This window comes from Amycolatopsis sp. WAC 04182, from assembly GCF_003947465.1.
GTDB lineage: Bacteria > Actinomycetota > Actinomycetes > Mycobacteriales > Pseudonocardiaceae > Amycolatopsis.
Window position 1 is genome coordinate 111430 of record NZ_QHJJ01000001.1, and the last position, 25888, is coordinate 137317.

The 25888-nt window shown below is 69.1% G+C and carries 22 protein-coding genes and 1 pseudogene; 11 read left to right on the forward strand and 12 right to left on the reverse strand.

Going from position 1 to position 25888, the window contains the following annotated elements:
• Positions 1 to 96: 96 nt before the first annotated feature.
• On the reverse strand, positions 97 to 1968 hold the full coding sequence (locus DMH01_RS00470) for a tachylectin-related carbohydrate-binding protein (protein WP_158633175.1): 1872 nt from the start codon (positions 1966 to 1968) through the stop codon (positions 97 to 99).
• Positions 1969 to 2560: 592 nt separating this feature from the next.
• Between DMH01_RS00470 and metH the strand changes: the two genes are divergently transcribed.
• On the forward strand, positions 2561 to 6169 hold the full coding sequence (metH, locus tag DMH01_RS00475) for a methionine synthase (RefSeq protein WP_125673150.1): 3609 nt from the start codon (positions 2561 to 2563) through the stop codon (positions 6167 to 6169).
• A gap of 12 nt (positions 6170 to 6181) precedes the next feature.
• Positions 6182 to 6373, forward strand: a pseudogene (locus tag DMH01_RS43625) (GntR family transcriptional regulator); the annotation flags it as partial.
• 23 nt (positions 6374 to 6396) lie between these two features.
• Here DMH01_RS43625 and DMH01_RS43630 read toward each other — a convergent pair.
• Positions 6397 to 6624, reverse strand: coding sequence for a hypothetical protein (locus tag DMH01_RS43630; protein WP_370323347.1), 228 nt, complete (start codon positions 6622 to 6624; stop codon positions 6397 to 6399).
• On the opposite strand from DMH01_RS43630, the gene DMH01_RS00480 reads away from it, so the two are divergent.
• Positions 6572 to 7618: a PLP-dependent aminotransferase family protein gene (locus DMH01_RS00480; protein ID WP_370323348.1), complete on the forward strand. Its 1047-nt coding sequence runs from the start codon at positions 6572 to 6574 to the stop codon at positions 7616 to 7618. The genes DMH01_RS43630 and DMH01_RS00480 overlap by 53 nt on opposite strands.
• Here DMH01_RS00480 and DMH01_RS00485 read toward each other — a convergent pair.
• On the reverse strand, positions 7615 to 8346 hold the full coding sequence (locus DMH01_RS00485; protein WP_125673152.1) for an alpha/beta fold hydrolase: 732 nt from the start codon (positions 8344 to 8346) through the stop codon (positions 7615 to 7617). The genes DMH01_RS00480 and DMH01_RS00485 overlap by 4 nt on opposite strands.
• A gap of 48 nt (positions 8347 to 8394) precedes the next feature.
• Here DMH01_RS00485 and DMH01_RS00490 point away from each other — a divergent pair, with 48 nt between their 5' ends.
• On the forward strand, positions 8395 to 9645 hold the full coding sequence (locus DMH01_RS00490; protein ID WP_125673153.1) for a cytochrome P450: 1251 nt from the start codon (positions 8395 to 8397) through the stop codon (positions 9643 to 9645).
• Between the two features lie 52 nt (positions 9646 to 9697).
• On the opposite strand, the gene DMH01_RS00495 is transcribed toward DMH01_RS00490, so the two are convergent.
• The gene (locus DMH01_RS00495; protein ID WP_125673154.1) at positions 9698 to 11155 is read right to left on the reverse strand and encodes an MFS transporter; all 1458 of its coding nucleotides are present in this window, start codon (positions 11153 to 11155) and stop codon (positions 9698 to 9700) included.
• A gap of 86 nt (positions 11156 to 11241) precedes the next feature.
• Between DMH01_RS00495 and DMH01_RS00500 the strand changes: the two genes are divergently transcribed.
• Complete coding sequence (locus tag DMH01_RS00500; protein ID WP_125673155.1) at positions 11242 to 11628, forward strand: MarR family winged helix-turn-helix transcriptional regulator; 387 nt, start codon at positions 11242 to 11244, stop codon at positions 11626 to 11628.
• Positions 11629 to 11643: 15 nt separating this feature from the next.
• Here DMH01_RS00500 and DMH01_RS00505 read toward each other — a convergent pair whose 3' ends face one another.
• Positions 11644 to 12540, reverse strand: a complete 897-nt coding sequence (locus DMH01_RS00505) for an LLM class flavin-dependent oxidoreductase (RefSeq protein ID WP_125673156.1) — start codon at positions 12538 to 12540, stop codon at positions 11644 to 11646.
• Positions 12541 to 12648: 108 nt separating this feature from the next.
• On the opposite strand from DMH01_RS00505, the gene DMH01_RS00510 reads away from it, so the two are divergent.
• The 5 genes from DMH01_RS00510 (at position 12649) to DMH01_RS00530 (ending at position 16386) form a co-directional block, all read left to right on the forward strand.
• Positions 12649 to 13077: a hypothetical protein gene (locus DMH01_RS00510; protein ID WP_125673157.1), complete on the forward strand. Its 429-nt coding sequence runs from the start codon at positions 12649 to 12651 to the stop codon at positions 13075 to 13077.
• The gene (locus tag DMH01_RS00515; RefSeq protein WP_125673158.1) at positions 13071 to 13292 is read left to right on the forward strand and encodes a helix-turn-helix transcriptional regulator; all 222 of its coding nucleotides are present in this window, start codon (positions 13071 to 13073) and stop codon (positions 13290 to 13292) included. Before DMH01_RS00510 ends, DMH01_RS00515 begins: the two co-directional genes overlap by 7 nt.
• Before the next feature lie 7 nt (positions 13293 to 13299).
• Entirely contained in the window at positions 13300 to 14262 is a 963-nt protein-coding gene (locus DMH01_RS00520; protein ID WP_125673159.1) for an NAD(P)-dependent alcohol dehydrogenase, read from the forward strand.
• 83 nt (positions 14263 to 14345) lie between these two features.
• Positions 14346 to 15881 (forward strand): alkaline phosphatase, encoded by a 1536-nt coding sequence (locus DMH01_RS00525; protein ID WP_125673160.1) that lies wholly within the window; start codon positions 14346 to 14348, stop codon positions 15879 to 15881.
• Positions 15882 to 16044: 163 nt separating this feature from the next.
• Positions 16045 to 16386, forward strand: coding sequence for a hypothetical protein (locus DMH01_RS00530; RefSeq protein WP_125673161.1), 342 nt, complete (start codon positions 16045 to 16047; stop codon positions 16384 to 16386).
• Positions 16387 to 16423: 37 nt separating this feature from the next.
• Here DMH01_RS00530 and DMH01_RS00535 read toward each other — a convergent pair whose 3' ends face one another.
• Together DMH01_RS00535 and DMH01_RS00540 are read right to left on the reverse strand one after the other, a co-directional pair.
• Positions 16424 to 17287, reverse strand: a complete 864-nt coding sequence (locus DMH01_RS00535; RefSeq protein WP_125673162.1) for an alpha/beta fold hydrolase — start codon at positions 17285 to 17287, stop codon at positions 16424 to 16426.
• Positions 17288 to 17315: 28 nt separating this feature from the next.
• Positions 17316 to 18140, reverse strand: coding sequence for a GAF and ANTAR domain-containing protein (locus DMH01_RS00540; RefSeq protein ID WP_370323319.1), 825 nt, complete (start codon positions 18138 to 18140; stop codon positions 17316 to 17318).
• Positions 18141 to 18488: 348 nt separating this feature from the next.
• Here DMH01_RS00540 and DMH01_RS00545 point away from each other — a divergent pair, with 348 nt between their 5' ends.
• The gene (locus tag DMH01_RS00545) at positions 18489 to 19925 is read left to right on the forward strand and encodes a PP2C family protein-serine/threonine phosphatase (RefSeq protein ID WP_125673164.1); all 1437 of its coding nucleotides are present in this window, start codon (positions 18489 to 18491) and stop codon (positions 19923 to 19925) included.
• Positions 19926 to 19931: 6 nt separating this feature from the next.
• Here the strand turns inward: DMH01_RS00545 and DMH01_RS00550 are convergent, their stop codons facing one another.
• The 5 genes from DMH01_RS00550 to DMH01_RS00570 all read right to left on the reverse strand — a co-directional run bounded on the left by DMH01_RS00550 (position 19932) and on the right by DMH01_RS00570 (position 25825).
• Positions 19932 to 20486, reverse strand: a complete 555-nt coding sequence (locus DMH01_RS00550) for a cysteine hydrolase family protein (RefSeq protein WP_125673165.1) — start codon at positions 20484 to 20486, stop codon at positions 19932 to 19934.
• A gap of 68 nt (positions 20487 to 20554) precedes the next feature.
• On the reverse strand, positions 20555 to 21382 hold the full coding sequence (locus DMH01_RS00555) for an acetylxylan esterase (RefSeq protein ID WP_233621365.1): 828 nt from the start codon (positions 21380 to 21382) through the stop codon (positions 20555 to 20557).
• A 264-nt stretch (positions 21383 to 21646) separates the two neighbouring features.
• Positions 21647 to 22828 (reverse strand): cysteine desulfurase-like protein, encoded by a 1182-nt coding sequence (locus DMH01_RS00560; RefSeq protein WP_125673167.1) that lies wholly within the window; start codon positions 22826 to 22828, stop codon positions 21647 to 21649.
• 80 nt (positions 22829 to 22908) lie between these two features.
• Positions 22909 to 24894, reverse strand: coding sequence for an exo-alpha-sialidase (locus DMH01_RS00565; protein ID WP_125673168.1), 1986 nt, complete (start codon positions 24892 to 24894; stop codon positions 22909 to 22911).
• A 127-nt stretch (positions 24895 to 25021) separates the two neighbouring features.
• The gene (locus tag DMH01_RS00570) at positions 25022 to 25825 is read right to left on the reverse strand and encodes a sulfite exporter TauE/SafE family protein (RefSeq protein ID WP_125673169.1); all 804 of its coding nucleotides are present in this window, start codon (positions 25823 to 25825) and stop codon (positions 25022 to 25024) included.
• Positions 25826 to 25888 lie beyond the last annotated feature (63 nt).

Genomic DNA, 25888 nt, shown 5'->3' on the forward strand with positions numbered 1-25888 from the left:
GTGAAGTGAAGTCACTGCAGGGATGGAAAGGTGGCGGTCTCGCCCGGGTGCGGCCGGAATCTCCTCCGACCGCACCCGGGCCTCGTCACCGGGCCGTCAGAACGACGGCCTGGGCAGCGGTCCGCCACGGTAGGCCGTGCCGTCCGGAACCGATGCCGACCGCATCGCCGCGGCCGCCGCCGGGGTGGGCGAATAGGCGTAGGTGACGCCGTCGACGTCCCGGAACGTCACCACCACCCCGCCCCCTGAAACGCTCGTGACGGCCGGGTCGGTGGCCGACTGATACGCCGCACCCGTCCGGGAATCGATCAGCTGACGCCAGGCCTTGTAGTTCGTGCTGCCGGGCGCACTCTGCTCGGTCGTGTAGACGTAGCCGTCGTTGGCCCGGACAGCGACGTGCACGATGCCGCCCGAATCCACCGTCGCGGCGGGCGGTCCAGCCGCGACGAGGCCTGCCAAGGGGACCCAGCCGCCAGAGAAACCGTCGGCCTTCTCACGCTGGGTGACCACTGCTCCGTCGGCCCGGGTCACGAAGGCTTCGAGCGAGTTGTCCGGGTTCGGAGCCCCCGCCAGTTTTCCGGTCCCCCCGCTGCCCGACACAGCGGTCCAAGCGCTGAGCGCGCCGTTCGCATAAGTGGCCTTGGTGTAGGCACCGGCAGTCGTCCTCGCCACGAGGTCGATCCCGTCACCCTGCACCACGGCGGTGAGATCGCCGGCGAGCCCGGACGACGGGAGCACCCGCCACGGCAGGTACTGCTTGCTCCCCCCATCCTGGGGGCGCGCCCAGAGTTTGCCGAGGTCGTCGATCATGAACGCGGTGCCGAGACCCGCCCGCTGAACGAGCGAAGCGGCATCCGGCGTCCAGCCACCGAACCCGGATACGGCAGGCCAGGTCGTGGTGCCCGCGGCCAGAGTGCTGGTGCGGCTTTCACTGTCCTGCCCGAGTGCGACGACACGCAAGCTGTCGTCGGCGAGCCGGACCGCGGAGGGAGTCCCGGTGTACGCCTGATGTCCGGGCACGACGGTGAACTCGACCACGGTGACGTCGTCGGAACGCTGGCGGCCATGGATCAGCCTGCCGAATCCGTCCACGTAGAAGTGCTGAAGCCTGCCACCCGCTCCTTCGAGCACGATGCTGGGCGCGTTCGTCCGCACTGGGACCGACGGGCGGGCGGGCACCCCCGTGTTGACGAGCTTGCAATCGTCCGTCGTGACGGAGAGCTGCCAATCCGCGCCGATGGTGCCGATGACCGTCGGACCGGGAGCCCAGGTGCCGCCTCCGAGGTAGCGGTACCACTTGATCTGACCGTTGTTCTTGTCGAGCGTGTAGAGGACGTCGCCGCCCGCGGACGCCATCTGGGAGAAGTTCTGCCAGCCACCGGCGCCGACGAGCTTCGCGTACTCGATCCAGCGCTGGCTGTTCGCGTCGTAATGGAAGCGGTGGAGGTCTCCGCCGGGTGTGCGCGCGTAGAAGACACCGGCACCGGCCCCGACGATCATGTCGTACCGGGTGGTCGCCCAACCGGTGTCGATCAGCCGATCGGTCCACACCTTGGTGGTCTCGTCGTAGCGGAGCCAGGCCAGGATGCCGTCGTGCGACCAATAGATGTCGCCCAGCGAATCGACGGTGATCCTGTTGCGCTGAGAGGGATGTGTCACGCCTCGCCAGCCAGTGGCGATGATCTGGCCCACCCCGCCGTTCTCCCAGCCTGTCGCCAGCCACCGCTGACGCAGGACGTCACCGTTGTCATTGATCAAGTACATCCGGCCGTCGGGACCGGCCAGGGTCTTGCCCGCCCAGGTATTGCCGATCGTCACGTTGCCGGTCCACGACCTCGCGCCGGTCTCGGGCTCGTTGTGCCGGTCGAGCTGCAGCACCGTGTCGGGTTTCGTGTAGAAGACACCCGCGTTCGCCCGGCAGGTGATCGTCTCGGCGGCCGCGACCTGTGTCCCGGCCACCGCGGTCACACCACTGAACAGGATGGTGAAGGCGGAGCAAAGAACCGCAGATCTCCGGACAGACCGTCTCAGGCGCATGGAAATCCTTTTCGTAATGTGAAGGTAATTCGGGCAGCGTCGCCGCGCTCCACCACGAAGGCGTGGTGGAGCTGCGAGATCTTGGGTGAATCGTGAAGACGTGGCGTCAGCGAAACGCCGACTGGACGAACGAACGTGCCCCTGATCCCGAACGATCGGACGCAGTCCCATCCCCCAGTACCAACCTCCGGCTTCGGCCGGGCTCACCCTCCCGCGAGCCGTCCGATGATCACATCGGCGCGCTCCGGCGCCTGTTACCGAATTTCTTACGATTCGGCTGTCTGGCCTACATCCGACGAATGTCATCCTCGCTCGCGGCCGTGCCCGCGCCGCCCCGTCTCACAGTGCGGGAAGCCGAACCCGCGCCGGCCAGCGGCTGAGCAATTCAGGCGAAGTGCCCTTGTCCTGATCCGGTAGTCTGGACGCCAAGGTCGAGAGGCGCTGCAACGGACCGCCGGGTCCGCCACGCTCGGCCCCGGACTTCACCGCAAGGGCGCCTCCCACGACATGGGAGGAGCGCTGGATGAAAACGACCGCCCTGCGAAAGCTGCTGGATGAGCGCATCGTCGTGCTTGACGGGGCGTGGGGGTCGATGCTTCAGAACGCCGGCCTCAAGCCGGAGGATTACCGCACCGAGCGGTTCCAGGACCACCCCCGTGACATCACCGGCGACCCGGACCTGCTGAACATCACGAGGCCCGACGTCGTACTCGACATCCACCGCCAGTATCTGGACGCCGGCGCGGACATCACCACGACGAACACCTTCACCGCGACCACCATCGGCCAGGCGGACTACGGGCTCGAACACCTCGCGTACGAGATGAATCTCCGCGGCGCCCAGATCGCCCGCGAGGCGGCGGACGCGGCGGGCGGGAAGTTCGTCGCCGGGTCGGTCGGGCCGCTGAACGTCACGTTGTCGCTGTCGCCCAAGGTCGAGGACCCGGCGTTCCGCGCGGTGACCTTCGACGAGGTGTACGCCGCGTACGCCGACCAGATCAAGGCGCTCGCCGAGGGCGGCGTGGACCTGCTGCTCATCGAGACGATCTTCGACACGCTCAACTGCAAGGCCGCGATCGCCGCCGCCCGCGACGTCGCACCGCATCTTCCGCTGTGGATCTCGGTGACGATCGTCGACCTGAGCGGCCGGACGCTGTCCGGGCAGACGGTCGAGGCGTTCTGGAGCTCCATCGAGCACGCGGATCCGCTGCTCGTCGGCGTCAACTGTTCGCTGGGCGCCGAGGAGATGCGCCCGCACATCGCCGAACTCTCTCGTCTCGCGGGCACGTACACCGCCTGTCACCCCAACGCCGGCCTGCCGAACGCGTTCGGCGGGTACGACCAGACGCCCGAGGAGACCGGCGGGCTGCTCGGCGACTTCGCCACGGCCGGGATGGTCAACGTCGTCGGCGGCTGCTGCGGCACGACCCCCGCGCACATCAAAGAGATCGCCGACGCCGTCCGCGGGATGACCCCTCGGAACGTCCCGGCGCCGAAGCCGCACACGCGGTTCAGCGGGCTCGAGCCGTTCGAGATCGGCAAGGACACCGGGTTCGTCATGATCGGCGAGCGGACCAACGTCACCGGGTCCGCCAAGTTCCGCAAGCTGATCGAGGCCGACGACCACCAGGCCGCCGTCGACGTCGCGCTGGAACAGGTCCGCGGCGGGGCGAACCTGCTGGACGTCAACATGGACGCCGACCTGCTCGACAGCGAAAAGGCGATGACCACGTTCCTGAACCTCATCGCCACCGAACCCGAGGTCGCCCGGCTGCCGATCATGATCGACAGCTCGCGCTGGACGGTGCTCGAGGCCGGGCTGAAATGCGTGCAGGGCAAGGGAGTCGTCAACTCCATCAGCCTCAAGGAGGGTGAGGAGCAGTTCCTCCAGCAGGCCCGGCGCATCCGCGACTACGGCGCGGGCGTGGTCGTGATGGCCTTCGATGAACAGGGCCAGGCCGACACCGCCGACCGGAAGGTCGAGATCTGCGGGCGTGCGTACGACCTTCTGACGCAGCAAGCCGGTTTCGTCGCCGAGGACATCATCTTCGACCCGAACGTGCTCGCGGTCGCGACCGGTATCTCCGAGCACAACGGGTACGCCAAGGCGTTCATCGACGCGCTGCCGCGGATCAAGGAACGCTGCCCCGGCGTGCACATCAGCGGCGGTATCTCGAATCTCTCCTTCTCCTTCCGCGGCAACAACGTCGTGCGCGAGGCGATGCACTCGGCCTTCCTGCTGCACGCGGTGCGCGCCGGGCTGGACATGGGCATCGTCAACGCCGGGCAGCTCGCGGTCTACGAGGACATCCCCAAGGATCTGCTGGAGCTGGTCGAGGACGTGCTCTTCGACCGCCGTGAGGACGCCACCGACAGGCTGGTCACGTTCGCGGAAACGGTCAGCGGCAAGGGAACCCAGCGCACGGTCGACCTCTCCTGGCGCGACAACACGGTCGAGGCACGGCTCAGCCACGCGCTGGTGCACGGCATCGTCGACTACATCGAAGAGGACACCGAGGAAGCGCGCCAGAAGCTGCCGAAGCCGCTGGAGGTCATCGAAGGCCCCCTGATGGACGGCATGAAGATCGTTGGCGACCTGTTCGGGTCCGGCAAGATGTTCCTGCCGCAGGTGGTCAAGAGCGCGCGCGTGATGAAGCGGTCGGTGGCCTACCTCGAACCGTTCATGGAGGCCGAGAAGGAGAAGGCGCGCCTCGAAGGCCGGATCGAAACCCGCCAGGGCAACGGAAAGGTCGTCCTGGCGACGGTCAAGGGCGACGTGCACGACATCGGCAAGAACATCGTCGGCGTCGTACTGGGCTGCAACAACTACGAGGTGATCGACCTCGGTGTGATGGTCCCGGCTTCGGTCATCCTGGACACCGCCGTCTCCGAAGGCGCCGACGCCATCGGGCTTTCGGGTCTGATCACTCCTTCGCTGGACGAGATGGTCAACGTCGCCGCCGAAATGGAGCGGCGCGGGCTGAAGCTGCCGCTGCTGATCGGCGGTGCGACCACGTCGCGCCAGCACACCGCGGTCCGCATCGCGCCCGCGTACGAGCACACGACCGTGCACGTCCTCGACGCCTCCCGCGTCGTCGGCGTCGTCGGTGACCTGCTCGACGCCGACCGCGCCGAAATCCTCGACAAGAAGAACCGCGAGGACCAGGAAGAGCTGCGCGTGCAGCACGCGAACAAGCAGCGGACGCCGTTGCTGACGGTCGAGCAGGCGAGGGCCAACCCCGAGAAGGTCTCCTTCGACGACATCCCGACGCCCGCGTTCACCGGTGTCCGGTACGTCTCGCCGTCGCTCACCGAACTGCGCGAGATGATCGACTGGACCTTCCTGTTCCTGGCCTGGGAGCTGAAGGGCAAGTACCCGGCGATCCTGAACAACCCGGTCGCCAGGGAGCTGTTCGACGACGCGAACACGCTGATGGACCAGATCATCGCCGAAGAGCGGTTCCAGGCGAAGGGCGCGTACGCGTTCTGGCCCGCGCACTCCGAGGGTGACGACATCATCCTCGAGTCGGGCGTCAAGTTCCCGATGCTGCGTCAGCAGACCAAGAAACCGCTGTCGCGGCCCAACCGCTGCCTGGCGGACTACATCGCCCCGGCCGGCGCGGGCGATCACCTCGGCGGCTTCGCGGTCACCATCCTCGGCGCCGAGGACTTCGCGGCCGAATTCGAGGCGGACCAAGACGACTACCGCGCCATCATGGTGAAGGCGCTCGCGGACCGGCTCGCCGAGGCGTTCGCCGAGTACCTCCACCTCAAGGCGCGACGGGACTGGTTCGAGCCGGACGCCGATCCGAAGCTGGAGGACCTGCACGCCGAACGGTTCCGCGGCATCCGCCCGGCGCTGGGCTACCCGGCGAGCCCGGATCACAGCGAGAAGCAGGAGCTGTTCGAACTGCTCGATTCCGACCGGCTCGGGATGGGCCTGACCGAGTCGTTCGCGATGACGCCGGCGGCGAGTGTCAGCGGGCTGATCTTCGCCCACCCCGATTCGCGGTACTTCACCGTCGGACGGCTGGGCAAGGACCAGGTCGAGGACTACGCCGCCCGCCGCGGCCTCGAACTGTCCACTATGGAGCAGTGGCTGCGGCCGAACCTCGCCTACGAGCCCGAATGACACAATGATCGGGTGACTGCCGAGGGCTCGGACTTCCTGCAGCTGGACATCGGGGACGCACCGCCGGGGCGCCGGTCGGACTGGCTGGCGTCGCGGTTGCGGCACGCCATCTCCGACGGCCGCCTGCCGGTCGGCAGCAGGCTGCCCGCGACCAGGGCGCTGGCCGCGGATCTGCGGGTCTCCCGCGGTGTGGTCACCGAGGCCTACCAGCGGCTGGTCGAGGACGGTCATGTCGCCGGACGCGGCCGCGCGGGCACGGTGGTCGTCGCGGCGCCGGCCCGGACGAGGGAGCAGACGACGCCCGGTCCTCCGTCCGCGGGCACGATCTTCCAGCCCGCGCCGGGGATCGGCGTCTTCGACTCACTGCGGTCGACCCCGGCGAGGATCGACCTGTCCCCCGGCGTGCCGGATCTGACGGCGTTCCCGCGAACGGCCTGGCTCCGCGCCGAACGCACCGTGCTCAACAACCTCTCGGCGGCGGATTTCGGCTACGGCGACCCTCGGGGCGCGCCCGCGTTGCGGCTCGCGATCGCGCACTGGATCGCCCGCACCCGGGGGATCACCGCCGACGCCGACGACGTGCTGATCGTCGCCGGTGTCGCGCAGGGCCTCGGCCTGCTGGCCCAGGTGCTGTGCGACAACGGGATCTCCGAGATCGCGGTCGAGGATCCGAGTTCGCTGGGCGCGCGGCAGCATCTGCACGACCGGCGGCTGGCGACGCCGCCGATCCGCGTCGACGACGACGGGGTCGACGTCGGCGAGCTCGTGCGCAGCGGCGCGCCCGCCGTGCTGCTCACGCCCGCGCACCAGTTCCCGACCGGTGTCGTGCTCGGCGGGGAACGCCGTCGCGAGCTCATGCGCTGGGCCGCGGACGGCGGCCTGATCATCGAGGACGACTACGACGCCGAGCACCGCTACGACCGTCCGCCCGTCCCCGCTTTGCGCTCGATGCTCGCCGAGCAGGTCTGTTACGCGGGCAGCGTGTCGAAGTGGCTCGCGCCCGCGCTCCGGGTCGGCTGGATGCTGGTCCCGTCTCGGTACCGGGACGAGGTGGTCGCGGCCAAGCGGTTCGCCGACCTGGGCAACGCCGTCCTCCCTCAGCTGGTGCTCGCGCATCTGATGGAGTCCGGCGAGATGGAGCGGCAGCTGCGGTTCGTGCGCAAGCGGCACCGCCGCCGCCGGGACGCGATGATCGACGCGCTCCGGACGCATCTCCCGGACGCCGTGGTGCACGGCGCCGCCGCCGGGCTGCACCTGACGATCACCTTCGACGCGGAGTTCTCCGATCTCGACTTCGCCGCCGCCGCGCTGGAGCAGGGTGTGAAGGTGCAGCCGCTGTCGTGGCACTGTCAGCGGCCGATGAATCCGGGACTCGTCCTCGGCTACGGGGCGAGCCCGGCGAGCGACATCGCCGAGGGCATCGCCGTCCTTGGCAGGCTCCGGCGCTAGCGACCGACGAACTGCCGGGGGAAGGGCAGGAGCGCGGACGGGTCTTCGACGTGGGCGTTGTGACCCAGTCCGGGGAACTCGACGGTGAAAGAGCTGAACGCGCGAAGCTGCTCGGGACGGCTCATGGGGTCGTGCTCCCCCGCCGCGAGGACGACCGGGCAGCGTGCCGCGCCGAGCAGTCCGCGCATGTCCGGGGCCCCGACGGCGAACGCGCGGGGGTCCAGCGCCAGCCGCCAGCCACCTTCGGTTTCGGCCACGCCGTCGGGATCCGCGTCGGCGATACCGACCAGGCCGGCGATCTTGAGGAAGCCGCGTTCGGCGTCCTCACGGGACGGGAACACCCTCGGCGGTTTCGCGGCCATGGCGGCCGCCCGCGCGAGGTCGGCTTCGCTCCATTCGACCTTGACGCCGACCGCGAGCAACCCGGCGACCTTCACCCCGAACCAGCCGGAGGCCAGCGCGAGCCCGACCACCCCGCCCAGCGAATGCCCGACCACCAGTACCGGTCCGCGCTCCGGGAGCGCGTCGGCGACCGCCGCGGCCAGTCCGCCGAACGAGTAGTGCGGCAACCAGGGCGATCCCCCGTGACCAGGCAGGTCGGGCGCCAGCCAGCGATATCCCGGCTGCGCCATGAGGCCGTCCCAGACCGCTCCTGTCGCGCCGAGGCCGTGCAGCAGGAGCACGGCGGGGCCTTCGGTTCCGGCGGTGCGCATCTTCAGGGTGTCCACCGGACGGATCTTTCCGCAGTCCCCCTTGCGCGGGCTAGTCTCGACGCCGTGATCACCGATCCGGACGTATACACCCGGGGCGTGCCGTACGAGCACCTCGCGTCGCTGCGCCGGGAATCACCGGTCGTGCGCGTCGACGATTTCTGGGCCGTGCTGCGGCATTCCGACGTCAAGCACGTGCTGAAGAACCCGAAGCTGTTCTCGTCGCGGCTGGGCGGGACGCAGATCCGGGATCCGGCGACCGAACAGGACCTCGGGTACGTCCGCCGGATGATGCTCAACATGGATCCGCCCGAGCACGCCCGGCTGCGGGGGCTGCTCACCAAGGCGTTCACGCCGCGCGCGGTCGGCAGGCTGACCGAGCGGATCCAGGGCTGGGCGCGGGAGCTGATCGCCGGGGTCCGCGCGGACGGCGAGTGCGACTTCGCCGTGGTCGCCGCCGATCTCCCGCTGCTGACGCTCGCCGAGGTCTTCGGGATCCCCGAGCAGGACCGGCGGCTGATGTACGACTGGAGCAATCGCGTGATCGGCTATCAGGACGCCGACTACGCGGTGAGCGCGACCGTCGAGGCGGACGAGGTCACCGATCTCGCGCGGGCGGCGCTGGCGGTCCGGCCGGTCCCGGGGCCGGACGGGTCGATGCCCGATCCGCGCACCCGCGCGGGGATGCCGGATCTCTACGCGTACGCCACCGCGCTCGGCGAGTACAAACGCCGGAATCGCGGCGAAGACGTGATGAGCAACCTGATGGGTCACGTGGAAGACGGTGGCCGGGTGTCCATCGCGGAGTTCGAGAACCTGTTCTGGCTGTTTTCCGTGGCGGGCAACGAAACGTTGCGTAACGGCATCCCCGGCGGAATGCTGGCGCTGCTTTCGCATCCGGACCAGTACCGGCGGTTGCTCGCCGACCGTTCCCTGCTTCCCTGTGCGGTGGAAGAGATGCTGCGCTGGTGGACGCCGGTCGTGCATTTCCGCCGGACCGCGACCGAGGACGTCGTCCTGTCCGATGTGGACATCCGCGCCGGCGAAAAGGTCGTCGTCTGGTTCTCGTCCGCGAACCGCGACGAGACCGTCTTCGAGGATCCGGACCGCTTCGACATCGGCCGCACTCCGAACGATCACCTGACCTTCGGGCACGGCCCGCATTTCTGCCTCGGCGCCCAGCTCGCCAGGGTGCAGCTGCGCGCGATGTTCGAAGCGGTCCTGGACCTGCTCGGCGAGGTCGAACTCGCCGGCGATCCGGTGCGGCTGCGGTCGAACTTCCAGAACGGGCTGAAATCGCTGCCGATCCGCTGGTAGCGACGAGCCCCTTCCCGCCCCCGAGCGCGGGAAGGGGCCCATCACCCCCTGGTCATTCGGCCGCGGCGAACTCCGGTTCGGCGACGGTGGAGCGGGCTTCGGCCTTGCGCATTCCGACGACTCCGGACAGGGCCACCAGGACACTGATCACGGCGATGCCGGTGACGACGGTGAGCGCGGGCGCCAGCCCGTTCAGCAGCGCGGCCGGGCCGGTGGCACCAGCGGAGTTGCCGGTCAGGACCGCGGTCACCACGGCGAGGCCGATCGCGCCGCCGACCTGGATCGACGTGTTCAGCAGCCCGCCGGCGAGCCCCTGCTCGTCGTCGGAGATGCCGTTGGTCGCCTGGATGTTCAGCGAGGAGAACGCCAGCATGAAGCCGATGCCCAGCAGGATCATGCTCGGCAGCACCGAACCGGCGTAGCTGGAGCTCTCGTCGATCCGCAGGAACAGCGCGTACCCGATGACGTGGGCGACGACACCGGCGAGGATCGTGCGCGGGGTGCCGAGCCGGTCGATCAGCGGCTCGATCCTGGGCGAACCGAAGGCCACGATCAGCGCGGCGGGCAGGAAACCGAGCGCGGTCTGCAGCGCGGACCAGCCCAGCACGTTCTGCAGGTACAGCATGACGACGAACTGGAAACCGATGTAGGCGCCGAAGAACGTCGCGCCGCCGAGGTTGGCGCGGGCCAGCGGGCCGGAGCGCAGGATGCCGAGGCGGAGCAGCGGGTGCTTGCTGCGCTTCTCGATGAACACGAAGGTGACGAGCAGGGCGAGCGCGAGGGCGAACGAGATCAGCGTCCGCGGCGCGGCCCAGCCGATCTCCGGGGCCTCGACCACGGCGAAGACCAGCAGGAGCGAACCGGCGGCGCCGGTGATCGCGCCGGGGAAGTCATAGCCGCCACCGGTCTGCGGCCGGTAGGACGGGATCAGCTTGATCGCGGCGACCAGCGCGGCGAGCGCGATCGGCACCGGCAGCAGGAACGTCCAGCGCCAGCCGACCTCGGTGAGCAGACCGGAGAAGACGAGACCCGCGGAGTAACCGCTGGCACCGAAGACGGCGAAGATGCTGATCGCCCGGTTGCGGGCGGGGCCTTCGTGGAAGGTCGTGGTGATGATGGACAGCGCGGCCGGTGCGGTGAACGCGGCGGCCAGCCCCTTGATGAAGCGGGTGGCGATCAGCAGCGCGCCGTCGTCGACGAGGCCGCCGAGCAGGGAGGCGAGCGCGAAGACCGCGACGGCGACGAGGAAGACCCGGCGCCTGCCGAGCAGGTCGGCGGTGCGCCCGCCGAGGAGCAGCAGGCCGCCGTAACCGAGCACGTAGGCGCTGATGATCCATTGCAGGGCACCGGTGGAGAGGCCGAGTTCGGCCTGGATGGACGGGAGGGCGACGGCGACCATCGACACGTCGAGCGCGTCGAGGCCCACGACGACGGACACAGTGAGCAGGACACCCCAGAGGCGCGCGTCCCACCTTGTCGAGCTGGTGGACAGCTGCACGGAAGAACTCATGAGCCGTACAGTACATGCACACGCATCTAATGCAAGTGCATTTAATGACTTTGCATAAAATTCACGTGCATGCTATCTTGGGCCGCGTGAGCGACGTCGCCGAACAAGACCTGCTGCGGGAGTGGCACGAACTGTCCGCCCGGCACGCGGCGGTCTTCGGACGGCTCGAGTGCCGCCTTCAGGAGCGCCACGGCCTCGGTGTCACCGAGTTCGAAGCCCTGGAACGACTGGTGAACTGCGTAGTCGGCAAATGCCGCGCGGCCGACCTCACCGAGGTCGTGCACCTGAGCCAGAGCGCCACCTCACGACTCGTCGCTCGCCTCGAGCGCGAAGGGCTCGTCCAGCGCGCGCTCTGCGAGTCGGACCGGCGCGGGATCTTCGTCGTCGTGACCGACGAGGGCCGCCGTCGCTACGAAGAGGCGAAGCCGACGCACCGGGCGACCCTCGAAGAGACCCTCACCATCGACGCCTGAACCTCGGCAGCCGGGTCAGCCCCGGGCGAGCTCCTCGCGGATCGCCGGGACGACCTCGTTCCCCCAGCGGCCGAGCGCACTGTCCGTCGTGGTCCCGTCTTCGACCGGGAAGTAGATGAACCCCGCGGCGCCGTGGTCGCGCACCGCCGGAACCAGCTCCTCGACCCACTGCTCCGGCGAGCCACCGACCCACCGTCCCTCGTCGTCACGCGGCGACGACAGGGGCTTTTCCGTTATGCGGCCAGGGAAGTTGTAGATGGTGGCGATCTCGCCAGGATCGCGGCCCGCGTCGGCGGCGGCCTGGTCGATCACCGGGCGGGATTCGGCGAACCGCGGGCTGAGCCAGTCCGCGGCGTGCCCCGGGATCCAGCCGTCCGCGAGTTTTCCGGTCACCGCCAGGGATTTGGGCCCGACAGCGCCCGTCCAGACCGGGGGCGCGGGCGCGACCGCCGGCACCAGCCCGTCGACGGAGTAGAACTCACCCTCGAAGGTCACCGGTGCCCCGCCGCCGGAAAGGGCCTTGATCAGGGTGATCGCCTCCCCCATCGCCCGGACCGCTTCGGCGGGCGTCCGGTGCTCGACACCGAGTTTGGCGATTTCCCGCCAGAGGCCGCCCGCCCCGATGCCGAGCGCGACCCGGCCACCCGAGAGCGCCGAAAGCGACGTGATCGTCCTCGCCAGCATCGGCGCGGGACGGCTCGGCAGGTTGGTGACGTTGACCGCGGCCGTGACCCGCGAAGTCCGGCCGAGGATCACGCCCAGTGCCGCGTAGGCGTCGAGCCGGTCGGCGAAGTACGGGTGATCGGACAGGCTGACCAGGTCGAGTCCCGCCCGGTCGGCCTGGTCGGCGTGCCGCAGGAGGTCTTCCACCTCGCCGACGCCGGTTTCGAGCCCGAATCCGAACAGTGTCATCACCACTCCTTAAGTTCGCAGTACGCACTATTTGTATCACGAACTACTTCTCGCTGTCGAAGTAAAGAATGTTTGACACCATGTCTAGAACTCTTTACCTTGGGTCTCGTGGCAATGGAAGAGAAACGCGCGTGGATCATGGTGGTGGTCACGGTCTTCGGCTACGCCGCGTACCTGATCGTCGTCCTCCGCCGGGCGGGCTCCGGCCCGCTCGTCGATGTCCCTTACGTGGCGGCGTTGTTGTGGACGATCGGCGCGGCCATCGTGGCTTCGATCGTGCTGCACGTCGCCGCGGCGGCCGCCTCACCACGCGACGCGGGCCGCAAGGACCAGCGCGACCGCGAGATCGGCCGGTTCGGTGAGCACATCGGACAGTCGTTCGTCGTGATCGGCGGTGTCGCGGCACTCGTCATGGCGATGGCGGAACTGGACCACTTCTGGATCGCCAACGCCGTGTACCTCGCCTTCGTCCTGTCCTCCCTGCTCGGCTCGATCGCGAAGATCGCCGCCTACCGCTGGGGATTCCAGGCATGGTGAAACCGACCAAGGTCACGAACTCCATCCGCGCCCTGCGGTTCGCGAAGGGTGAGATGACCCAAGCGGAACTCGCGGACCGGATCGACGTCACCCGCCAGACGGTGATCGCCATCGAACAGGGCCGCTACTCGCCGTCCCTGGAGATGGCCTTCCGGATCGCCAGGGTGTTCGGCGTCGGGCTCGACGACGTTTTCCAGTACCCAGACCAGGAATGAGGCCGCCGTGAAGGCGATCGCCCAGAACGAGTACGGCACCACCGATGTCCTGTCCCTGACCGAGCTGCCCGAACCCGAAGCCGGACCGGACGGTGTCGTCGTGCGTGTCCGGGCGGCGGCGGTCGATCCCGGGGTCTGGCACCTCATGGAAGGCACGCCGTACTTGGTGCGCTTGATGGGGTTCGGCGTACGGAGACCGAAGGCCCGCGTCCGCGGGCTCGACTTCGCCGGCGTCGTGCACGCCGTCGGCGACGGTGTGACGCGATTCCGGCCGGGCGACGAGGTTTTCGGCACCTGCCAAGGTTCCTTCGCCGAGTACGCACTGACCACAGTGGACAAGATCGCCCGGAAGCCCGAACGGCTCGGCTTCGACGAAGCGGCTGCCGTGCCCATCTCCGCTTTCACCGCGCTCCAAGCGCTTCGCGACAAAGGCCGGGTCGCGCCCCGGCAGAAGGTCCTGGTCATCGGCGCCGGCGGTGGCGTGGGCACCTTCGCGGTGCAGATCGCCAAGGCGTTCGGCGCCGAGGTGGACGGCGTATGCGGCACGGGCAAGGTCGGCCTCGTCCGCACCCTCGGCGCGAACCGCGTTTTCGACTACACCCGCGAGGACTTCGGCGGCGGCTACGACCTCATCCTCGACACCGCGGGCAACCGGCCGCTGTCCTCCTTGCGGAAGTCCCTTACCCCGCAAGGCACTCTCGTCCTCGTCGGCGGCGAGAGCGAGGGGAAGTGGATCGGTGCGGTAGGGCGCAATGTGCAGGCGCTGCTGCTCGGGCCGTTCGTGAAGCAGAAGCTCCGCGGCCTGTTCTCCACGGAGAACCACGATGATCTCCAGACGCTGCGAGCGCTTATCGAAGCGGAGAAACTGACGCCCGTCGTCGACCGGGCCTACTCGCTGGCCGAGGTGCCCGAAGCCATCCGTTACGTCCGCGAAGGACACGCACGCGGCAAGGTCGTCATCACCGTCTGATGTTCTCCCCCGCGTCGGACTCCGGCCATCTTGGCAGTGTTCGGTGTCGGAGAGCGATCCGCCGAGTGCCGAGGAGACCACCGATGTCCGTCAACCGCCGCGACCTGTTGCGAGGCGCCGCCACCGCCGGTGCGCTGGGGCTGGCCTGGCCGTTGAGTTCGCGGATGACGATCGCTCAGGCCGAGGAGGCCGCGGCGGCGCTGGGGGCGACCTGGGACGAAGCTCCGTTCACCCTCGGCGTCGCGTCCGGCGACCCGGTCCCGTACGGCGTCGCGCTCTGGACCAGGCTCGCCCCCAAGCCGATGGAGTTCGAGCAGCCGCTGGACGACACCGTCGAGGTCGCCTGGGAGGTCGCCACCGACCGCGGGTTCCGCCGCCGCGTGGCGAGCGGGACGGCGCCCGCCACCGCCGGGCTCGGGCACAGCGTCCACGTCCCGGTGTCCGGGCTGGAGCCGGGCTCGCAGTACTACTACCGCTTCCACGCTCTCGGCAAGGTCAGCCGGATCGGCCGCACCCGGACCGCGCCGGTCGGGCCGGTCCGGCGGGTGCGGTTCGCTTCGGCGAACTGCCAGGCGTTCCACGACGGGTTCTACGCGGCGCACGCCGGGATCGCGCGGGAGGAGCTGGACTTCGTCGTCCACCTCGGTGACTACGTCTACGAGCACGGTCAGGTCGGCGGGAACCCGCTGCGCGATCACGAAGGCCCCGAGGTGCTGACCCTGCCGGCATACCGGCGGCGGCACGCGCTCTACAAATCCGACCCCTCGCTCCGGGACGCCCACGCCGCCCACCCCTGGTTCATCACCTGGGACGACCACGAGGTCGTCAACGACTACAGCGGTACCACCCCGTCGTTGCGGGCGCGACGCTCGGCGGCGTACCAGGCCTGGTTCGAGCACATGCCGGTGCGCCCCGACCACCCCTCGACACCGAGGATCCACCGGCAGCGCCACTGGGGCGACCTCCTCGATCTGTCCATTTTGGACCTCAGGCAGTACCGGTCGGCGCAGAACCTGCCCGACGGCACGATCCTCGGCGCGGACCAGAAAGCCTGGCTCAAGGACCAGGTGACCGGCGCCGGCGAGGCGTGGCACTGCTGGGTGAACTCGATCATGCTGAGCCAGCTCGCGAAGCCCGGCGGCGGCTACATGTTCACGGACCAATGGGACGGCTTCCTCGCCGAACGCGAGGAAGTGCTGACCCATGTGGCCCAGAGCGGCCTCGAAGACCTCGTCGTGATCACCGGCGACTGGCATTCCGCGTTCGTCGACGACATCCGACCGGATTTCGCCGATCCGGCCACCCCGGTGATCGGCACGGAGTTCACCGCGCATTCGGTCTCCTCCGGCGCCTACTCCCCCGAGTGGAACGCCACGAACGGGCCGAAGATGGGCGCGGCGAACCCGCACCTCAAGTACTTCGAGGGAAACCGGTACGGCTACGACGTCTACGAGGTCACCCCGCGCCGCTGGAGCACGCATATGCGGGTGATCGGCGACCGGCGCGACCCGCGTTCCCCGGTGAGCACCCTGACGACGTTCCACGTCGACCGCGGCAGGCCCGGGTCGTACGAGGACAGGTCCACCATCACGTCTCCGGCGCAGTACCGGCGGCGCTAGGCCAAAAGGGGAGCCGGGAACTCAGAAGAGGGGCGGCGACGCCCTTTCGGAGCAGCGCGGTTCACCGCACGCGTTCTCTTTTCACCTGCCCGATGAATTCACGACAATTCTTCCGTGCGGCTAATCTGGGCTTTCCACTGGGAACGAGCCGCGGGAGAAAGCAATGAAGAAGAAAATCGCCGCTTTAGTCATGGCCGCCTTTTCGGCGGCCGGAATCCTGGCCGCTTCACCGGCCTCCGCGGCGACCGAGGGAAAGTTCCCGCCCTACGGATGCGGCAGCGATCGCTATGGAATCCTCTTCGGCGAGGGCATTTCCCTGACTTGTTTCGCCCTGCCGGGACACTCGGAGACCTACCGGGTGGTCGCCCACTGCACGTCCGGATCCTCCTATTGGTACACCGTCGGACATTGGGTTCCAGTCGGTTTCGGCCCGTCGACGGCGGAATGTCACGGCGCGCTGCTTTCGAGCGCATACGTGGCCGGATATCACGTAGACGACTTCTAATATCCGAATGACACGATGTCGATCTTGACGGCGCGGTTCAGCGTCCGCTCCCGGCAGGTCCCCACCGGCCCACTTCCGCGGTGAGCCACCGATGCAGGGAAAAGGCCAGTTCGACCGGCGCGTCGTACTGGATCAGATGCCCGGCCTCGGGAATGACGTCCAGGAGGGCACCGGGAATCGCGTCGGCGAGGCGCTTCGCCCGGTCCACCGGGATCCACGTGTCGTCCGCGCCCCAGATCACCTTCACCGGCAACGCCAGTTCCGGATAGCGGTCCTGGATCTCGTCGGTGTACCGGACGTCCGCCTCGGCGATCTGCCGGTAGAAGGCGTGTTGTCCGTCCGCGTCCAGCCAAGGCCCGGTCAGCGTGGCCAGCTGCGCGCCGGTGAGCCCGCGATGGGAGGCCGTCCCGATGTAGGAGTCCAGCGCTCCCTTGTGCACCACCGGGGGCTGCGCCTGGAAGACCTCGGCGTTCTCCGCGACGAGCCGGAAGAATTCCGAACCCCACGGCCGCAGCGCGACGACGTCCACAAGGGCGAGCGAGGCGTACTCCGCACCGTGCAGCAGCTTCGCGCGCAGAGAAACGGCCCCGCCGTAGTCGTGGGCGATCACGTGCGGGGCGGCCAGCCCCCAGTACTCGAGCAGGTCGGCGAACAGCTCGCCCTGCGTCCCGAGATCGACGGCGTGGCCGGGGTCCTTCGACGAACGGCCGTACCCCGGCATGTCCCAGACGTGGACGGCGAACTCCGCGCTGAGCGCCCGCGCGAAGGGCGCCCACAGTTGCGCCGACCACGGTGTCCCGTGGCACAGCACCACCGGGGCGCCTTCGCCGAGGCGTTCCCACGCCACCGAACGGCCACGCCACTCGAACGTCCGCGACAACTCCAGCTCGCCGAAACCCATGATCGCGATCGTAGCGGCGTCCACCGGCTCAGTCCGGCAGCTGCAGTTCCGTATGCCGTTTGGACAGCATCTCCGCCAGCTCACGGAGTTTGACGTTCATGTTCTGCGACGTGTGCCGCAGCACCTCGAACGCCTCCGCGGCGTCGATCCCGCGCCGCGCCATCAGGATGCCCTTCGCCTGCCCGATCGCGTCGCGGCTGTCCAGCGCCTGCTGGAGCTGCTCCTCCTGGAGCTGGCCGCGCGTGACCGCGTGCGTCGTCGCCAAGGCCAGTGACGCGTGCGTCGCCAGCAGCAGCAACACGTCACGGTCGGCCCGGGCGATGCCGTGCGGGCTTCGCGAGTAGACGTTCAGCGCGCCGGAAAGCTGCGAACTCGACGCTTCCGGCAGGAGGGCTGTCGAGACCAGCGAGTGGAACCCGAGCGCCGCGGCGGCCGGACCGAAACGGGGCCATCGGGCGTCTTCCGCGAGGTTGTCGCTGAACGCCGCCGCCGGCCCCGAAACCCGCGCCGCTTCGACGCAGGCACCCTCGCCGTACTGGTACTGCAACTGATCCAGCTCGCCGGCGATCTCGTCGGTCCGCACCGGCGTGTGGAACCCTCCGTCGGGATCGAGGAGGGTGACGCTGACCAGATCCGCGCCCGGTACCAGATCACGCGTCGCGAAGACCACCCGTTCGAGCACCGCCGCGATCGAGCCGGAATCCAGCAACGCCCTGGTCAGGGCTACGAACTGGGTGACAAGTGGCCCGGCGAGGAGCCGGGCGCCGTTTTCGGAGGTCACCGGCAGGTCGCCGTCGCCGACATCCTCGACGAATCGGTTCTTGTCCTGCTGCCAGTCGATTTCATCGGCCAAAGCCCGCCTCTCCCACTTCTGCACATCGGCGTGATGCACCACGGGAATCACCGGCGGGAACCGGCGCCGAGCGCGCACCATCAACCGCCGCAACCAACCCGGTTACCGGCGGATCGGCGCTAACTTCTCAACGCTCAGAACCGCTTTCGGAAGCCGACCTTAGCCGAATGCGATCACCCGGCCTACCGCGACCCACGTTCGGCCCGTCCCGGATCACCTCTTCCGGTCGCACCGGCGACGACCGGTTCGGCCACCTGGCGTAACTCCGCACCGGCCGGACGGCTCCCGGCTCATGTTTCACCTCGGGCCGCGGTGGTACCCGTGCCGGTGTTGCCGAAAACTCCGGGGGTGATCACAGTGTCCTCGCTCCAGGCCGCGGCGCAGCGACGGATCATCGCCGACTGCTTCGCGCGCACAGGGCTCACCTTGGAACAACTGTGGCTGAGGTACTTCGCGCTGGGCGGTGATGTCAGCGAAGTCGACTTGGCGGCCTACCTGCGGGGAGTGCTCCCCCTGCCCAGAATCCAGCGGGACATGGTGGCCCACGCGGTCAACGAACGGCTCGACGAGCTCTCGGGCGCGCGACGGGCGCCGTACAGCCGCGACGTCGGAGAGGACAGCCGCCCTCGCGGTCTCCTGGCCGCGCTGGTGGGTCTCCTCGACGGCGCCCAGCGGGTCTCACCCGAGCGGCTGCCCGCGATCGTCGCCGCGGCGGGCCGGGCGCTGGACCTGGAGCTGACGGTCTACCTCGCCGACTACGAACAGCGGCAGCTCTTCCCGCTGAACGGCGAGTCCGCCTCCGGCCGCGTGGCGCTGCCCATCGAGACCAGTACCGCCGGCCGGGCCTACCGGCGCGCCGGTACCGAGCTGACCGAGGAGCCGGGCGGGCCGCGGATGTGGGCCACCCTGCTGGACGGCGACGAGCGGATGGGCGTCCTCGAGATCGAAGCCGTCGCGGACGCCGACCTGCACGACCCCGCCCTGCGCACCCAGTGCCAGTGGCTCGCGTCGCTGTCCGGCCACCTCATCGCCGCCGCGATGCGCTACGGCGACGGCCTCGACATGCCCCGTCGGCGAAGACGGCGCGACCCCACCGCCGAGCTGCTTTGGCAGAACCTGCCCCCGTCGACGGCGGCGACGGGCGACTTCGTGGTGGCGGGCGGCGTCGAACCGGCCTACGACGTCCGCGGAGCGACCTTCGACTACGCCCTTTCCGAAACGACGGCGTGGCTGGCGATCTTCGACGCGGGCCGGGACACCGCGTCCTCGGGCCTGGTGGTCTCGGCGGCGCTCGCGGCCTACCGATCCGCCCGCCGTGAGGGCCAGGATCTGCGTGGCCAGGAGAGTGCTGTCGACAAAGCGCTTTCGGCACAGTTCGGTGACGGCACCACGGTCCGCGGCACGCTGGCCGAAGTGGACCTCACCCAGGGCACACTGCGCCATCTCGAAGCGGGCGGGGAGCCCCCGCTCGTGCTCGGCACCGGGCACGAGCCGGCCACAGTGGACAGTGCACGGCGGCCACCGTTCGGCGAGGGACGCCCTCGGCGCATCGAGACCGCCCGCCTCCGGGCTGGAGATCTCCTTGTCCTGCACACCGAAGGCCTCACGAAAGCACGTGCCGCCGTCGGCGAACGATTCGCGCTCGCCGACAGCCTGGACGCCGTCGCCGAGCACGTACCGCCGGAAATCGTCCGCCGCGTGCTCGATGCGGCGAAGTCCCATTGCCGCAGCGGTTTCACGGGCGACGCCGGACTGCTGATCGCCCGCTGGCCGGGCCCGCGGTGAAGCGGCTCAACCGCGGAAATCGACGTCTTCGGTCTTGACCGTCCCTCCCTTCCGGCCCGGCGCGACCTGGTTCCGCCAGTACAGATTCGTGTGCGCGATGACCTGCTCCGGCTTGGGCGCACCCCACTCCGATTTGTCGAAGGTCGTGTGCGCGTCGCCGACCAGCGTCGCGTCGTACCCGCGGACCATCGCGCCGTGCAGTGTCGAACGGATGCAGGCGTCGGTCTCCGCCCCGGCGACCACGAGCCTGCCGACACCGAGCTCGGCCAGCACCTTCTCCAGATCCGTGTCCTCGAACGAGTCCCCGTAGGACTTTTCGACGAGTGGCTCGGAGTCTTCGCGGTCCAGTTCGCCGACGATGCGCCACTCTTCGCTGCCTCGCACGAGTCCGTCGTCGGAATGCTGCACCCACACGACCGGCACGCCTTCCCGCCGCGCCTTGCCGACGAGAGTGCCGATGTTCGCGACCACGGAGTCACGCTCGTGGGCCTCGTCGACGACGCCGTTCTGGACGTCGACGACGAGGAGCGCGGTGTTCGGCCGGTTGGCGAGTGTGGTCATTGCGGGGTTCCCTCCAGGTCAGGCTGCTGGGGCAGACCTTAACCCGGGCCACCGACAAAATCCGGCGATCAAGCTCCCGGAACGGCCAGCGCCTTCGCGTTGCGCCGGACGCCGGACCACGCCCGGTCGCCGCACAATCCGCAGGAAGGGCCGAAGAATTCCGCACGGGCCCGCTCGTCACCGGAAAGCCAGAACCGGAACCACGCCGTGATCGCGCCGCGGAACCCGCCGCCGTCGCCGACCGGCGTGAAATGGGTCGCTCCGCCGAGTTCGCCGTAGATCGCGGGGACCTGGTCCGCGAGGCGGTAACGCGGGATGACCAGCAGCCCGGGAACGACGACGGTGTCGAACTGCCCGCCCAGGAAGAAGGAAGGTCCCTTCAGCGCCGTGGCCGAGCCCTGCGGTCCCGGCTCGATCGGGATCGTCGTGGTGACACGGGAATCCGCGCCGGCGACGATCGCCCCGCCGCCACCCTGGGAGTGGCCGGTGGCGCCGATGTGCGCCGTGTCGATCTTCCCTTGGTACGGACTGCCGGGCCGGGAGTTCTCGGCGATCAGGGTCGTGGCCCCGGCCAGCATCTCCTGACCGGACCCCGCGTTCGGGGTGTCGGCCGCCGCGACCACGAAACCGTGGGAAGCCAGATGCCGCAACAGGCCGTCATAGATCTTCGGGTTCGCGCCGGTCCCGTTGCCCCACAGGATCACCGGGTGCTTCTCCAGCCGCGAAGGCCGATACACGGTGTGGGCGCTGTCGAGGGCTTCGACGGTCACCGCGTAGGGCCCCGGTTCACTCCACCGGCTCTCGATACCGGCCTCGGCCGTCGCGGCGGGCGTGACACCCACGGTCGTGAGCACGACCATCCCGGCGATCAGTATCCGTGCGCGAAGTTTCCCCATCGTGGCCACCGTCCCGTTCCGTCCGGGCCGCGTTGCCCGTGACGCTCCTCCCAGCGTGTCGGCACGGTCACCGTACGTCCATGGGGCCGATCACAAGATCAGGCGAACGAGTCTTGTGATCGGCCCCAAACCGGGTCAGCCGATGAGCTGCCAGAGGTAACTGGGGCCGCGAACCGTCCGTGAAGGCCTCCTTCCCTACTCTGAGGGTAGGGAAGGAGGCCTTCACGACCTCCGACCAGCGCGCCGCACTGTCCACTGTGGTCTTCACCCGAACGTCGAAAGCCCGTCCAGCAGCCTGTCGACGTCCTCCGTGCTGGTGTACGGTGCCATCCCGACGCGGAGCGCCGGGTCGTCCAGCTTCAGGGCCGCGAAGACTTCGTAGGCGTAGAAGGAACCCGCCGGTGCCACGACCTTCCTCTCGGCGAGATACTTTTGCGCCTCGCGCTCGCGCCCGCCGAGGCTCATCAGGACGGTCGGTGTCCGGTCGTCGGCCTTGCCATGGACGGTGACGGCGTCGCCCAGTCCCTTCTCCAGCCTGGCGAGCAGCAGGCTTTCGTGCTCGTGCAACGAGATCATCGAGTTCGCCAGCCGGTCCCGCCGCGATCCGGCCGATCCCGGGTCGAGTGCGGCGAGGAAGTCCACGGCCGCCGTCGCGCCCGCGAGCATTTCATACGGCAACGTCCCGAATTCGAACCGTTCGGGCACAGTGTCGGGCGACGGCACGAGCTTGTCCGGCTCGACGGTTTCCAGCAGGGCGGGCGACGCGCCGAGCACTCCGCAGTGCGGACCGAGGAACTTGTACGGCGAGCAGACGAAGAAATCCGCTCCCAGCGCGGGAACGTCCACCAGGCCGTGGGCGGCGAAGTGGACTCCGTCCACGAACACCAGCGCCCCGGCGTCGTGGGCGAGATCGGCGATCCGGCGGATCGGCGGCTTCGTGCCGAGGACGTTCGACGCCGCCGTGACCGCGACCAGCCTCGTCCTTTCGGTGAGGACCAGGGAATCGAGGTCGAGTTCGGTGGTCCGAGGATCGATGTCGAGCCGGCGGACGGTCACCCCGGCTCGCTCCGCGGCCTGGACCCACGGCCGGACGTTGGCGTCGTGATCGAGACGGCTGACGACGATCTCGTCGCCCTCGCGCCAGCTTTTGGCCAGGTGCCGGGAAAAGTCGTACGTCAGCTGTGTGGCGCTACGGCCGTGGACGACACCTTCGGCGGGTACGCCGAGGAAGTCGGCGTACGCGGCACGGAACGCGGCGACGGCGTTCTCCGCGTTGAGTTCGGACGGACTGACCTTGCCCCGGTTCGACAGCGGCCCGGTGAGTGTCCGGGCGATGGCGTCGGCGACGGGCCGGGGTGTCTGGGTACCCGCGGGTCCGTCGAAGAAGGCGGTTCCGTCGGCGAGGGAAGGGAAGTGGAGCCGGAGGGCGGCGACGTCGATGGCCATGTCCTCGACTCTGACATTCGACGAGGGACCGAGTAAACGCTTCGTGGCCGGAACTTTCTCCGGCCACGAAGCGCTCGGACTCAGTACAGCTTCAACCGGTACGCGCCGGACTGCGCGGTGCCGGCGAACAGATACCGGCCGTCCGCGCTGATCGCCAGGGAGAGCACCCTGGGATCGGGCAGCGTGCCGGGCACGGGCGACCAGGTGCGGCCGAAGTCCGTGCTGCGCAGCACGCCTCCCCCGGTCGTGTTGCTCGCGAACCACACCCGGAAGTCGAACGGATGCGGCAGGATCCGGCTGATCTCACGCGGGTCTTCGCCGTCGTGGACGCGGCGGAACGTCCGGCCGCCGTCCTCGCTCAGGTGGATGCCCGCGCCGCCGATGAGCACGCGGCCGCCACCCCACCGGCTGACGGAGATCGAACTGACCGGTTGGCTCGTGACGTGGGTCCAGGTCTTGCCGCCGTCGTCCGACCGGGACAGGCCGTCGGAGTCCCCGCCCCAGACCCGGTCGGGGTTCCACGGATCACCGGCGAACGCGATGAAACCGTTGTCGGTCGTGAGCTTTTCCCAGGTCTTCCCGGCATCGTCGCTGCGGTGGAGCACGTAGCCACTGGGCGCGAAGGCCGACACGAGGATCCGGTTCGGATCGGCCGGGTGAGCGAAGATCGTCCTGGGGAGCCCTTCCTTCGCCTTCGCCGCGAACTGCCAGGTCCGCCCGCCGTCACCGCTGCGGAGCACGTCGAGCGAGAACCCGTTCCGGGTCACCTGCCAGACGACGTCCGGCCGTCCCGGCGACACGGACAGGCGCGCGTCCTCGTGCAGCCGGTCGGTGGGATGCGACTGCCAGACCCGGTCCGCCGCGGAGACCTTGCCGCGCGGGAGCGGGGTGTTGTAGATCTCCTGCACACCCGCCGCGACGACACTCTCGCGCAGGAGGTTCCCGGTGGTCACGAGGTCGCGAATGGATTCGGCCGGCACGCCGATCTGCTGATACCCGCTCTTGCCGCCGTCCGCGTACACGCCACGGTAGAGCGAGGAGATGAGCGTGGTGGCGGGTTTGCCCGGCACGGCGGGAAGCTCGATCATGTCGCTGACGCCCTCGCCAGGGGCGGGCACCGGTTTGCGGGTCCAGGTGCGGCCGAAGTCCGAGCTGACGTCTATGTCGTTATACGTCGAGACGTACAGGCGCCCGCCGACGAAACGCGGTTCGCGCAGGGACTGCTCGCCGGGATCGCGCCGCAGCACGGTCCAGGTCTTGCCACGATCGGTGGAGCCGTGCAGTTCGGAGCCGACCGTGACCACCAACCGCTCGCCGTCCGCGGCGACCTGGTTGATCTCGCCGTTGGTCCGGTAGACGAGTTCGGCCTGCGGCTCCTTGCCGCTGACCCCGCGGACCGCCCAGAGCGCGTATTCGGGGTAGACCGTCGTGAAGTAGGCGTCGTCGCCGACCATCGTGAGCTTGAGCGCGCCGACCGGTGAGGCGACCCCCTCGCGCGGCCAGGTCCTCGGCACGTCGTTCCAGTGCTCGCCGCCGTCGATGCTGACGCTCAGCGAGTCGAGGTTCTGCACCACGACGACCCGGCCTGCCGGGTCCGTGGCCATCCCGAACGCGCCGTCGGGGTACCACTCGCGCAGGGTCTCCCAGGTCTGGCCACGGTCGGTGGTCCGCAGCAGCATCCCGTGCCACTCGCCGGGCATCCCGCCGGGCGAGTTGCCCACCGCGAGCATCCGGTCCGGGTTCACCGGATCGGCGAAGAATCCCTGGATGGAGGTGTCCGCCGGCAGCCCCCTGCGCACGGTCCACGAGGCGCCGCGGTCGCCGGAGAGCCACAGGGCGGGCGGGCCGGGCACCATCATCGCGAGCCCGGCGGGTGAAACCGCCAGCAGCCCGCCGACGCTGTTCGGGCCGACCGGATCCCAGCCACCGTGCGGCAGCCCGGTGGCGTTGACCTGGGCGGGCGGCAGCTGGGGTTCGGCGGTGGCCACCGACGTCGCCCCGGTGGTCCCGAGAACCGTCAGCAGCCCGAGAACGAACATGCGTTTGGTGATCGATCTCAGTTTCATGCGGGAGATCTTGGCGCAACTTCCCGAAAAGAGATAGAGGATTCGTCGGATCTTTGCCTGGCGATAACCCCTTGCCACCTCGCCGAACCCTTGTCAAGGCTTGACAACAGCAGAACTCATCCGATCACTAGCGGACGACGATCGCGATCAGCGCGGCGACGAGCAGGGCGAGGTACGCGATGGCGTGCGCGCGATCCGGGATCCGGCCGACCACCCGGCGCGTCACGGCGATGGTGGGCAGCGATCCGCACAGCAGCGCGCCCGCGGCCACCAGATCGATGTAGCCGAGGTGGGCGGAGCCCGGAGCCGTGCCCGTCGCCGCGAAGGCGTAGACCGCCGTGCCGATCACCGCCACCGGCAGGCTCAGCGGGTTCGCCAGCGCGGCCGCGTCGGCCATCGGCAGACCCTTGCGCCGCATGAGCGGGACGGTGAGGACACTGCCCCCGACCCCGAGGAAGCTCGCCACGGCACCGATCCCGGTCCCGCCCGCGGTGGTGGTGATCCCGCCGAGCGCACGCGGCAGGCTGTCGTCCCGCCTGCTCACGAACCCCTTCCGGAGCATGCTGTCGGCGATCGTCAGCGCGAGGTAGGCGACGAAGAGCCACCGCAGGACACCCTCGTCGGCCACGGTGGCCCCGAAGGACCCGAGCGCGGCACCCAGGCCGATGAACGCGATGAGCGGCCACAGGTAGTCGCGGCGAAGCCGTCCCGTCCGCAGTTGTGCCACGGTCGCGCTCCCGGCGTTGACCACCATCACCGCGGTCGACGTGGCCACCGCCACGTGCATCGCGCCCAGCGCGTGTTCGGGCTGCGCGAGCGCGAAGGCGTAAACGACGGGGACGGTGATGAATCCGCCGCCGAATCCGAAAAGGACGGTGGTGACCCCGCTCAGGCAGCCGAACCCGAGGAGCACCGAGATCTCGATCAGCACTCCTTCGACGGTAGGTGCCCACAGGGCGGCGGGCATTCGAAAGAACGCCAGTTTCTTTCGCTG

Bases quoted from the DNA above. Each gene is read 5' to 3' on its own strand.
- metH (WP_125673150.1), top strand. From the start codon at position 2,561: ATGAAAACGACCGCCCTGCGAAAGCTGCTGGATGAGCGCATCGTCGTG.
- DMH01_RS00495 (WP_125673154.1), bottom strand. From the start codon at position 11,155: ATGAGTTCTTCCGTGCAGCTGTCCACCAGCTCGACAAGGTGGGACGCG.
- DMH01_RS00505 (WP_125673156.1), bottom strand. From the start codon at position 12,540: ATGACACTGTTCGGATTCGGGCTCGAAACCGGCGTCGGCGAGGTGGAA.
- DMH01_RS00515 (WP_125673158.1), top strand. From the start codon at position 13,071: ATGGTGAAACCGACCAAGGTCACGAACTCCATCCGCGCCCTGCGGTTC.
- DMH01_RS00525 (WP_125673160.1), top strand. From the start codon at position 14,346: ATGTCCGTCAACCGCCGCGACCTGTTGCGAGGCGCCGCCACCGCCGGT.
- DMH01_RS00530 (WP_125673161.1), top strand. From the start codon at position 16,045: ATGAAGAAGAAAATCGCCGCTTTAGTCATGGCCGCCTTTTCGGCGGCC.
- DMH01_RS00535 (WP_125673162.1), bottom strand. From the start codon at position 17,287: ATGGGTTTCGGCGAGCTGGAGTTGTCGCGGACGTTCGAGTGGCGTGGC.
- DMH01_RS00550 (WP_125673165.1), bottom strand. From the start codon at position 20,486: ATGACCACACTCGCCAACCGGCCGAACACCGCGCTCCTCGTCGTCGAC.
- DMH01_RS00555 (WP_233621365.1), bottom strand. From the start codon at position 21,382: ATGGGGAAACTTCGCGCACGGATACTGATCGCCGGGATGGTCGTGCTC.
- DMH01_RS00560 (WP_125673167.1), bottom strand. From the start codon at position 22,828: ATGGCCATCGACGTCGCCGCCCTCCGGCTCCACTTCCCTTCCCTCGCC.
- DMH01_RS00565 (WP_125673168.1), bottom strand. From the start codon at position 24,894: ATGAAACTGAGATCGATCACCAAACGCATGTTCGTTCTCGGGCTGCTG.